Source organism: Colwellia sp. D2M02 (genome assembly GCF_018860755.1).
Classification (GTDB): domain Bacteria; phylum Pseudomonadota; class Gammaproteobacteria; order Enterobacterales; family Alteromonadaceae; genus Colwellia; species Colwellia asteriadis.
Genome location: NZ_JAHKPW010000055.1, coordinates 1 through 2610, shown reverse-complemented (window position 1 = coordinate 2610; position 2610 = coordinate 1). Strand labels below are relative to the sequence as shown.

Below are 2610 nucleotides of genomic sequence, written 5' to 3'. Positions count from 1 at the left end.
ACAAATGTTTCTCTAGCAGCTATTTTTCCTAATTTCTTCGTTAAATTTACTTGCAATAGGCCAGCTATTGACGCGAAATTTACCTTGAATTAAGCAAAACTATCAAGCTAGAGATTCTGAAGAATAATTTTTGCTGATATTTCAATTTGTTAAATACTTCTTAAACCGAGTTCAGGTTAGTTATTAATTATTTAGTCTTTTTTTCTCGACCTAAGCGGGCAATTTCATCTGCAAACTCACTAATATCTTCAAACGATAAGTACACCGATGCGAAACGTAAATAGGCAACTTTATCTAGCTCTTTTAGCTGCGCCATAATTAACTTACCCAACATTTCACTGGTTACTTCACGCTCACCGGTTGCTCTAAGTTGAGATTTTAGCTTATTAATAGATAACTCAACCTGCTCGGTACTAACTGGGCGCTTTTCTAATGCTCGCACTAAACCACTACGCATTTTATCTTCATTGAACGGCTCACGACTACCATCACGTTTAATAATACGCGGCATAACTAACTCAGCCGTTTCAAAAGTAGTGTAACGCTCATGACAAGCTAAACATTCTCGGCGACGTCGTATTTGGTGGCCATCAGCAACTAAGCGGGAATCTATCACTTTGGTATCAGTTGCAGTGCAAAATGGACAGTACATGGTTTACCTCAATAAAATAAGCGCTCAACAGCCATGATGATTCTTACCGACTTTTGCAAAAATTTAACGCAAGGTTTTTAGGCAAAAAAATGGCCGCTCTAGGCGACCATTCTATTACAAAAGTAAAAATTTATCCGTTACTTTCAATTATTTTTGATAAACAGGGAACTTAGTACACAGCTCTTTAACTTGACCTTGTACACGAGTAATTACGCTTTCATCGTTAATGTCGTCAAGAATGTCACAAATCCATGTTGTTAATGCTTTAGTTTCTTCAATACCAAAACCACGACGTGTGATTGCTGGAGTACCTAAACGAAGACCTGAAGTAACAAATGGAGAGCGAGGATCATTTGGCACTGAGTTTTTGTTTACTGTGATGTGAGCTTTACCTAATGCGGCATCAGCGTCTTTACCAGTAATATCTTTGTCGATTAAATCAAGTAACAATAAGTGGTTTTCAGTGCTGTTAGAAACAACTTTGTAACCACGTTCTTGTAATACCGCAACCATCGCTTTAGCGTTATTTAAAACATTTTGTTGATATTCTTTAAACTCTGGTGCTAATGCTTCTTTAAATGCTACCGCTTTCGCCGCGATAATGTGCATTAATGGGCCACCTTGACCACCAGGGAAAACAGCACTGTTTAGTTTTTTGTAAATAGCTTCATCATCACACGCAGAAACAATTAAACCGCCACGTGGGCCTGCTAATGTTTTATGTGTTGTTGTGGTTACCACATGCGCGTGTGGTACTGGGTTAGGGTATAAACCTGCAGCAATTAAACCAGCAACGTGAGCCATATCTACGAAGAAGTAAGCACCAACAGCATCAGCGATTTTACGCATACGCGCCCAATCAACAACACCTGAAAACGCAGAGAAACCACCAATGATCATTTCTGGTTTGTGCTCATGAGCAAGGCGTTCTAACTCTTCGTAATCTATATCGCCAGTTTCTGGGTGTAAGCCATATTGAAAGGCTTCGTATGATTTACCTGAAAAGCTTACACTTGCACCGTGTGTTAAGTGACCGCCATGCGCTAAGCTCATACCTAACACTTTACCACCTGGAGATACTAATGCTTGAAAAACCGCAGCGTTGGCTTGTGAACCAGCATGAGGCTGTACGTTAGCGTAAGTGGCACCGAATAATTCTTTAGCACGGTCAATCGCTAATTGTTCAGCAATATCAACATACTCACAACCACCGTAATAACGCTTACCTGGGTAACCTTCAGCATACTTGTTAGTTAACTGTGAACCTTGAGCTTCAAGAACGCGCGGGCTACAGTAGTTTTCAGATGCAATTAATTCAATATGCTCTTCTTGACGCACAACTTCATTGGTCATTGCTTGATAAAGTTCTGGATCAAAATCGGCAATATTCATATCACGTGTAAACATGTTTTTTTCCTTAAGTATTTCAGCCCAAGGCTGTAAACCACACTCTATTATTGGCTAAGCAATAGTTAACTAGAGCATATAAAAATTAGTGGCGGTATTTTGCCTCAAATTTGTCAAAAAGTACACGACAAAACACGGCAGCTTTAGTGCATTTTACGCTGTTTTATAGCTGAAACTATTAAGTACTAACGAGTAAAAGTTCACTGAAAGCTTTCACCTTTAAAGGCAAACAGACAATAAATTAACAAAAACAAGATACACCGAACATAAAACAAAAACAACAATAAAAAACAAAATTTAAAACCGTTATTTTCAAATTTAGCATGTAAAGTGCAAAATATTAATAACTAGATGAATTTTTCTCAAGAGTAAAAAAGCGCTGCAAAGTTATCAATACTTATACCCGTTGCATTTAAAGTGCCTTGAATTGAAATGACTCAAGCGCTCTAAAATATGCCGCTTGAATGGTAACGGGTATGCACAGCGCTTAACTAACCTGAGCTCGGCTTAATAAATGTTTCTCTAGCAGCTAATTTTCCTAACTTCTTCGT

Annotated in this window: 2 protein-coding genes; both read right to left on the bottom strand. The window is 38.4% G+C overall.

Annotation, left to right across the window (positions count from 1 at the left end; genetic code table 11):
* Positions 1-187: 187 nt before the first annotated feature.
* Complete coding sequence (nrdR, locus tag KO495_RS08895; RefSeq protein WP_215980062.1) at positions 188-652, bottom strand: transcriptional regulator NrdR; 465 nt, start codon at positions 650-652, stop codon at positions 188-190.
* Between the two features lie 147 nt (positions 653-799).
* Positions 800-2059 (bottom strand): serine hydroxymethyltransferase, encoded by a 1260-nt coding sequence (gene glyA / locus KO495_RS08890; protein ID WP_215980061.1) that lies wholly within the window; start codon positions 2057-2059, stop codon positions 800-802.
* Positions 2060-2610 lie beyond the last annotated feature (551 nt).